This is a genomic window from Streptomyces sp. SID486 (genome assembly GCF_009865385.1).
GTDB lineage: Bacteria > Actinomycetota > Actinomycetes > Streptomycetales > Streptomycetaceae > Streptomyces.
On sequence record NZ_WWJT01000348.1, the window covers coordinates 1 to 8,144 of the forward strand.

General features: G+C 74.1%; 4 protein-coding genes and 1 pseudogene. 4 read left to right on the plus strand and 1 reads right to left on the minus strand.

Going from position 1 to position 8,144, the window contains the following annotated elements:
• Window positions 1–612, plus strand: a pseudogene (locus GT045_RS15890) (MFS transporter); the annotation flags it as partial.
• A 31-nt stretch (window positions 613–643) separates the two neighbouring features.
• Here the strand turns inward: GT045_RS15890 and GT045_RS15895 are convergent.
• A complete protein-coding gene (locus GT045_RS15895; protein ID WP_272926860.1) occupies window positions 644–1,894 on the minus strand; it encodes a helix-turn-helix domain-containing protein in 1,251 nt (416 codons plus the stop codon).
• 133 nt (window positions 1,895–2,027) lie between these two features.
• On the opposite strand from GT045_RS15895, the gene GT045_RS15900 reads away from it, so the two are divergent.
• The 3 genes from GT045_RS15900 to GT045_RS15910 all read left to right on the plus strand — a co-directional run bounded on the left by GT045_RS15900 (window position 2,028) and on the right by GT045_RS15910 (window position 7,664).
• The gene (locus tag GT045_RS15900; RefSeq protein WP_161298421.1) at window positions 2,028–2,951 is read left to right on the plus strand and encodes an NADP-dependent oxidoreductase; all 924 of its coding nucleotides are present in this window, start codon (window positions 2,028–2,030) and stop codon (window positions 2,949–2,951) included.
• 271 nt (window positions 2,952–3,222) lie between these two features.
• Window positions 3,223–6,639 (plus strand): DUF4132 domain-containing protein, encoded by a 3,417-nt coding sequence (locus GT045_RS15905; protein ID WP_345942659.1) that lies wholly within the window; start codon window positions 3,223–3,225, stop codon window positions 6,637–6,639.
• A gap of 179 nt (window positions 6,640–6,818) precedes the next feature.
• Window positions 6,819–7,664 (plus strand): RNA polymerase sigma factor SigF, encoded by an 846-nt coding sequence (locus GT045_RS15910; protein ID WP_161334555.1) that lies wholly within the window; start codon window positions 6,819–6,821, stop codon window positions 7,662–7,664.
• The last annotated feature ends 480 nt before the right edge of the window (window positions 7,665–8,144 follow it).

Genomic DNA, 8,144 nt, shown 5'->3' on the forward strand with positions numbered 1-8,144 from the left:
GCCGCCGCGCCCGCCGCGGCCGGGACGGCACCCCCGGCGTCCGTACTGCGCTCCCCGCTCGCGTGGGCCGTCTCCGCCCTGCTCGGCATCGTCTCGCTGTGCTTCTACGTCCTGGTGGCGTGGACACCCCAGATCATGCGCGACGAGGGCTACCCGGCGGCCGAAGCCGGTGCGATGACCTCCGTCATGCTCACCATCGGCATCCCGCTCGGCCTCGCCGTCCCCATCGCCGCGGCCCGGGTCCGCGACCAACGCCCGCTCGTGGCCACGGTGATCGCGCTCAAGGCGGCCGGGCTCACCGGGATCCTGCTGGCGCCGCAGCAGGCATGGGCGTGGACCGGCGTCCTCGGTGTGGCCATCGGCGCCGCCTTCCCCCTGGCCATGACCATTCTCGGTCTCCGCTCACCCGACCCCGCCACGGCCGCGCGCCTGTCCGCCATGGCGCAGACCGGCGGCTATCTCCTCGCCGGGTGCGGCCCCGCGGCCATCGGCATCCTCCACACGCTCACGGGCGGTTGGCACACCCCCATCGTGTTCCTGATCGCCTGTACCGTCCCCGAACTCCTCGTCGGTCTCGTCGCCGGCCGCTCCGGCTTCGTCGGCGCCCGCTGACCCCCGGCCCCCCAAGGCGCGGGGAACGGGGTCAAGCATGCGCGGCCACCGGGTCGTTGGGGCTGAAGGTACGGCGGTAGGCGGCGGGGGAGACCCCGAACGTCGTGCGCATGTGCGCGCGCAGGGAGTTCGCGGAGCCGAAGCCGGACCGGTGGGCGACCAGGTCGATCGACAGGTCGGTGGTCTCCAGCAACTGCTTGGCCAGTTCCAGGCGTTGCGCGGTGAGCCACTGCACCGGCGTCATGCCGACCTCGTCGCGGAAGCGGCGGGTGAAGGAGCGCAGGCTCATCCGGGCGTGTCCGGCGAGCGTGGCCAGGGACAGCGGCTCACCCAGGTGCTCCAGGGCCCACGCGCGGGTGGCGGTGGTGCTGGCGACGGTGGGCTCGGGGACCGGCCGGTCGATGTACTGCGCCTGCCCGCCGTCCCGCCAGGGCGGCACGACACACATGCGGGCGGCCCGGTTCGCGGCGGAGGCGCCGTGGTCGCGCCGGATCATGTGCAGGCACAGGTCGACGCCCGCCGCCACGCCCGCGGAGGTCAGCACGTCCCCGTCGTCGACGAACAGGACCTCCTCGTCGACCTTGACCCGGGGGTACGCCCGGCGGAACTCCGGGGCCAGGTTCCAGTGGGTCGTGGCCGGCCTGCCGTCGAGCAGCCCGGCCGCGGCCAGCACGTAGGACCCGGTGCAGATCGACACCAGCCGGGTGCCCGGCCGGATGCCGGCGATGGCCGCCGTGACGTCGGGCGGCAGCGGGCCGCCACGCCCCAGCTCGGGCATGGCGTGCGTGGGCGGGACGATCACCGTGTCGGCGGCGGCCAGCGCCTCGGGGCCGGCCGCGGGCTGCACGACGAACCCGGCGTCGCTGAGCACGGGGGCGCCGTCGGCGGTGCAGACGGTGACCTCGTAGAGCGGACGGCCCTCGGCGTCCGACACGCTGCCGAAGACACGCGAGGGGATGCCCAGCTCGAAGGGCGGCACGCCGGGCAGGGCGAGCACGGCGATCCGGTGCCGCCGCGGTCCCGCCGCCGGCCGGCCCCCTGGCTCCCCGTGCCGCTCCACGACGTCTGCCGCCGCGTCCGCTGCCTTCCCGTGCCGTTCCACGACGTCTGCCGCCGGCCGGTCTCCTGCCGCCGCGTCCGCTGCCTTCCCGTGCCGTTCCACGACGTCTGCCGCCGGCCGGTCTCCTGCCGCCGCGTCCGCTGCCTTCCCGTGCCGTTCCAGCGCGTCCGCCGCCTGCGGGTCCCGCTTCCTCACGTCCTCCGCCTGCCGTACTCCACTCATGGCCGAATCCTGTCACATAGTGGCCAGACGGCCAACACCGTGCGGGGCCGGGGTGCCGGATCGTTGACTGCGTCGCGCCGGGACCTCCCCGGGCCGACGAAACAGACCGAGACAGAGAACGAGGCGGAACAGCATGCGCGCGGTGGTCGTGGAGCAGTGGGGCGGACCCGAGAACCTGGTCGAGCGGGACGTCGAGCGCCCGGAGCCGGGACTCAACGAGATCCTGGTGCGGGTCCACGCGGCCGGAGTGAACCCGGTGGACTGGAAGACCCGGGCCGGCGGTGCCCTCATCGAGTGGGGCAGCGTGCCGGCGGTGGGCTGGGACGTGTCCGGCACGGTCGAGGCCGTGGGCCCCGGCGTCGGCGTGTTCCGCCCCGGCGACGAGGTCTTCGGGATGCCGCTCTTCCCGCGCCAGGCGGGTGCCTACGCGGAGTACGTCGTGGCCCCGGCCCGGCACTTCGCCCCCAAGCCCGCCGGTCTGACCCACGTCGAGGCGGCGGCGCTGCCGCTCGCCGCGCTCACCGCCTGGCAGGCACTGGTGGACGCGGCCGACGTGCGCCCCGGTGAGCGGGTGCTGGTGCACGCGGCGGCCGGCGGTGTCGGCCACTTCGCCGTGCAGATCGCCAAGGCCCGCGGCGCGTACGTCATCGGCACGGCCAGTGCCGCCAAGCACGACCTGGTGCGTGAGCTCGGGGCGGATGAAGTGGTCGACTACCGCGCGGTGCGGTTCGAGGACGTCGTGACCGATGTCGACGTGGTGCTGGACGGCCTCGGCGGGGAGACGGCCGAGCGCTCCCTGAAGGTGCTCCGGGCCGGCGGCCGGCTGATCACCCTGCCCGGCCCGGACGACGTACCCGCCGCGCAGGACGGCGTACGGGCGGTGTGGGTCCTGGTCGAGCCCGACCACCTCGGCCTGCGCGAGATCGCCGCGCTGGTGGAGCGGGGTGCGCTGAAGCCGGTGGTCGACACGGTCCTGCCGCTGGCGGACGCCGCGAAGGCCCACGAGATCGGGGAGCGGGGCCGCACCACCGGCAAGATCGTGCTGACGGTCGACTGATCCCCGGGCCGGCGCACCGCCGGTGACCGCGCGGGTGGCCTTGCGGTGAGGCCGCCCGCGCGCCGGCGTCCCCGGCTCGGCGGCCACCGCTGAGCACCGCCCGGCCTCCCGCCCGCCCCCCCCCCGAGCACCGGTCCACGCAAGACCCGGCACCGACGCCCTCCGCGCCGGGAAGCCCTCCCGCGGCCGCCCGTCGATGTCAGTGGGCCCCGTTACCGTGACGGTCATGATCAAGCGATCGGTCCCGTCCGGGACCGGCGGAGGAGGGGCTGTGCAGCGCACGGAGCTGGTCGGGGGCGACTCGGCGGACAGGGAGGCCGAGGCGGAGGCAGCCCGGGCCGGAGGACGGCCGGCGGGGGAGACCGGGCCGGTCGCGCTGCCCGACGAGGAGACGTTCCGGATGCCGGCCGCCTGGCGGCGGCTGGTGTATCCGCGGCGGGGCGGGATCGAGCGCGGTGTCGCCGGGCCGCACCCCGAGGCCGAGCGGCGTACCGCGTTCCGGCTGCACGAGGAGGCGGACTGGGTCGAGGCGATGCTCACCGCCCCGAAGAGCGACCCGCGCATCGTCGAGGCCACCCGGGCCCACCTGGACGGCGGACACGACCCCCTGGGCGCCGCGGCGCTCGCCGCGCTGACCTTCCAGTGGCAGATGCCGGACGGCATCTTCGTCGATGCCTGGGTCCGGGCGCACGGCCTGGTGTTCGCCGCCCGCGCGGTGGTGGAGTACTTCGACGTCGCACCCCACTACCACCAGAGCGGCGGCAGCCGCGAGAACCCCTGGATCGGCTTCCGCCCGGGCGCGGCCACCGGCGCCGACTGGAGCCGGACGAAGTTCGCCGACCGTGCGCGCGCCCTGCTGGCCGTGGCCGACGAGGACACCTACCGGGCGACGGTCGCCGAACTGGCCGGCTGCCGGACCGGCGTACGCCGCCGTACCGTCGTGTCCTACCTGCTGCCCACCGAGCGGCAGTGGGTCGACGAGTGCTGCGCCGACATCCCGCGGACGGACGAGCAGCTGCGGTCGATGCTGCTGTGCTCACTGAACTCCCCTGAGCAGCTGCGACACTTCGGCCGCCGGGCGGCCCTCGTCTGGAACGGATGGACGACGGCGCTCATCGCCACCCTCGCCGAGGGCACCGGCAAGGCGTTCGCCCCGCTCCTCGACGAGGCCCTCGACCGGGCCTACAACGCCGAGCAGACCAGGGTGACCGCGAACGCCCTGGTCGAACTGCCGACGGACGACGCGTTCCGCCTCCTCCTGGACCGTGCCGACGACAAGCACGTCCGCCCGCACCTGCTGGAGGCGACGCGCCGGTACCCGGTGCGCGCCCTGCGCCTGCTGGGCGCCGCGGCGACCGGCTCCGGCGAAGACGCGCCGACGGCCGCTAGGTTGCTCGCCGCGCACGTCCTCGCGCACACCGACGTGACCAGGGCCGTGCTGCCCGACCTGCCCGCAGAGGTCGCCGACCTCGTCACCCCCCGTCTCACCCGCACCGACCGCGTGGCCGAGGCGCCCACCGAGGCGCTGCCCGCCCTGCTGGTCAGCCCGCCGTGGACGGGCAAGCGCACGACCCGCAAGGCGCGCGTCGCCACGGAGCCGCCCACGGCACCCGGACCGCAGATCCTCTGGCGGGCGGGTGAGCAGGAGAACTGGGCCAAGGCCGACAGCCGGTACAGCGCGTGGCACACCGACCACGACTGGACCCGCGAGATCGAGTACCTCCGCACCACCGGGCGGCTCAGCAGCATGTGGAACGTGCGCCTGTTCGTCGACGGCCCGCCGGACGTCGTGGCCCCGCTGCTCGCCGACTGCACCCCCCAGGACTTCTGGGGCGGCGACGCGGTGCTGAAGCCGGTCGCCGCCAGACACGGTCTGACCGCGCTGCCGCTGATGCGGAGTGCCGCGACCCGGCACCCCGGCTCGCACGGCGAGCTGGTGCTGCCGTACCGGAGCGTCGAGGTCGCCGCGCTCGTGTGCGACTGGCTGGCCCGGCTCAGGTCCGCCGACGCCACCGCCCGCGCCTGGCTGACCCGGCACGGCCTGGACGCGGTGCCCTTCCTCGTCCCGCACGCGGTGGGGCCGGCCGGACCGGTCCGGCGCGGTGCGGAGCGGGCGATACGGCTGCTGGCGGACGCCCACGGCGGCGAGGCGCTCCTGGCGGCCGTCGCCGGGTCCGGAGCGGAGGCCACCAGCATCGTCGAGGCGGCCCTGTCCGTGGACCCGCTGGTCAGCGCCCTGCCCGCGCGGCTGCCGGTCATCGGCGCCTGGGCGAACCCGGCCCTGCTGCCCCAGATCCTGCTCACCGAGGGCGGTGCCCTGCCCGCCGACGCGGTGCGGACCGCCCTGATGCTGCTGGCGCTGTCCAAGCCGGGCGAGAGCTACCCGGGCCTCGGCGTACTGACCGCGCACTGCACCGCCGGCTCCCTCGCCGGCTTCGCCTGGGGCCTGTTCGAGCAGTGGCGGCTGGCCGGCATGCCGGCCAAGGACAGCTGGGCCCTGCACGCGCTCGGCCTGCTCGGCGACGACGACACCGTGCGCAGGCTCACGCCCGTCGTACGGGCGTGGCCCGGCGAGGGCGCCCACCAGCGCGCCGTGGAGGGCCTGACGGTGCTCGCCGCGATCGGCACCGACGTGGCGCTGATGCATCTGCACGGCATCGCGCAACGGGTGCCCTTCAAGGCGCTCAGAGTGCGCGCCCAGGAGAAGATCGCCGAGGTCGCCGAGGGTCTGGGCCTGACCGGCGAGCAGCTCGGCGACCGGCTCGTGCCCGACCTCGGCCTGGACGCGGCCGGCGGCACCGTCATCGACTACGGCCCCCGGCAGTTCACCGTGGGCTTCGACGAGCAGCTGCGCCCCTACGTCCGGGACGCCGACGGGAAGCGGCGCAAGGCGCTGCCGACACCGGGCGCCAAGGACGACCCGGAGCTGGCGCCCGCCGAGCGCAAGCGGTTCACCGCGTTGAAGAAGGACGTCCGTACCGTCGCGGCCGACCAGGTGCGGCGCCTGGAGACGGCGATGGTGGCGCGGCGCACCTGGACGGCCGCGGAGTTCCGGGAACTGTTCGTCGCCCACCCGCTGGTGGGGCACCTGGTCCGCCGCCTGGTCTGGATCGGCGAAGAGGCGGGCGTGGCGACGGCGTTCCGGGTGACGGAGGACCGCGCGTTCGCAGACGTCCACGACGACGAGCTGACGCTGCCCGGCGAGGCCACGGTGCGCGTGGCGCACCCGCTGCACCTGGCGGAGGACCTCCAGGCGTGGACCGGCCTGTTCGCCGACCACGGGATCCTCCAGCCCTTCCCCCAGCTCGGCCGGCCCGTGCACGCGTTGACCGAGGAGGAGGCCGCCGGGCACCGGCTCACCCGGTTCGAGGGCGCGACCGTGCCGGTCGGCAGACTGCTCGGTCTCACCAAGCGGGGCTGGGAACGCGGCGAACCACAGGACGCGGGCGTGGAGCGCTGGTTCCACCGGCGCACGGACGACGATCTCCACGTCGTCATCGGACTCGGTGAGGGCATCGCCGTCGGCGCGCTGGACGTGTTCCCCGACCAGACCTTCGAGAACGTCTGGCTCGACACCGCCCCCGGCGACTACTGGGGCGGCCGCGCGTATCCGCGGCGCTTCGGCGACCTCGACCCGGTCACCGCCTCCGAGATCCTCGCCGACCTCACCGAGGTGACCGCCGGGTGACGGCCACCGCCGAAGGAACCGGCGAGGCGCTGCCGAGCGGCCGGCCGCGGGCGGCCACGAAATTCCCGAACTCTTTCGAGCGCAGTCGGGCATAGGTCGCGGAAGAGGGGGTAGCCGCCGCGTTGTCGGCCGTTGTACGGCCGACAGTGGCAAGGGCTCGATCTCGGGAGGGGTTTTTCATGGCGCTCATGAGCATGCCGGCAACGGATACGCGGACGGCCGGACTGCCGGAGGTCGTGGACCCCTCACAAGTGGCACCCAAGGACGCCCGTGAGCTGTCCCGGCTGTTCTTCGGACAGCTGGCGGTGCTGGAGGAGGGCACGGCCGAGTACAGCTACGCCCGGAACACGCTGATCGAGATGAACATGTCCCTGGTCCGCTTCGCGGCCGGCCGGTTCCGCAGCCGCGGACCGGAGGAGATGGAGGACATCGTCCAGGTCGGCATGATCGGCCTGATCAAGGCCATCGACCGGTTCGAGCTGACCCGTGAGGTGGAGTTCACCTCGTTCGCCATCCCCTACATCGTCGGCGAGATCAAGCGGTTCTTCCGCGACACCACCTGGGCCGTACACGTCCCGCGCCGCCTGCAGGAAGCCCGGGTCCAGCTCGCCCGCGCCACGGAGGAGCTGCGCAGCCGGCTGGGCCGTACGCCCACGGTGAAGGAGCTGTCGGAGCTGATGAGCCTGCCGGAGGAGGAGGTCCGCGAGGCCCGCCTGGCCTCCAACGGCTACAACTCCTCCTCCCTGGACGCCACCCTCAACGCCAGTGAGGACGGCGAGGCGGCGCTGCAGGACTTCATCGGCGCCGAGGACGCGGCCCTGGAGCTGGTGGAGGACTTCCACTCCCTGGCCCCGCTGATCGCCGGACTCGAGGACCGGGACCGGCAGATCATCCACATGCGGTTCGTCGACGAGCTCACCCAGGCCCAGATCGGCGAGCGGCTCGGCGTCTCCCAGATGCACGTCTCCCGCCTGCTCTCCCGCTGCCTGGGTCGCCTGCGCGAAGGTCTGCTCACCAACGACTGAGAACCCGCACCGCCCCACGAAGCCCGCCGCGTCTCGCGGCGGGCTTCACCACGCGCGTCCGTCGACCGGCGCGACCGCGCTGCCTTGGTACGGCCGCGCATGTCCGGCGCGACCGCGCAGGTCTGCTACGGCCGCGCATGACTGGCGGGACCGCGCATGTCGGGTACGGCCGCCTCGGTATGGACCGGCCGCGCCGACTGGCGTGAATCCGTCGGACGGGCTCGGCCACGGATGCTCGGCCTGGCGGGCAGCGATGTCCCTCGCGACCATCCGGGGCAGGACCCGATCGGGGTCGGCCCAGGGGCGGCTGCTGCCGCGTCCGCGCCGGGCCCGTCAGGCGGCGTGCGGCGCGCGCACATGCCCCGTACTCCATGGAACTAACTCGTATTTTGTGTGCTTGTAGGCGCGATGTAAGGGCATCCGATAGCCAGGAGGTTGATAAACATGGTTCCCCTGCTTCTGGTTCTTCTGCTGGCTCTG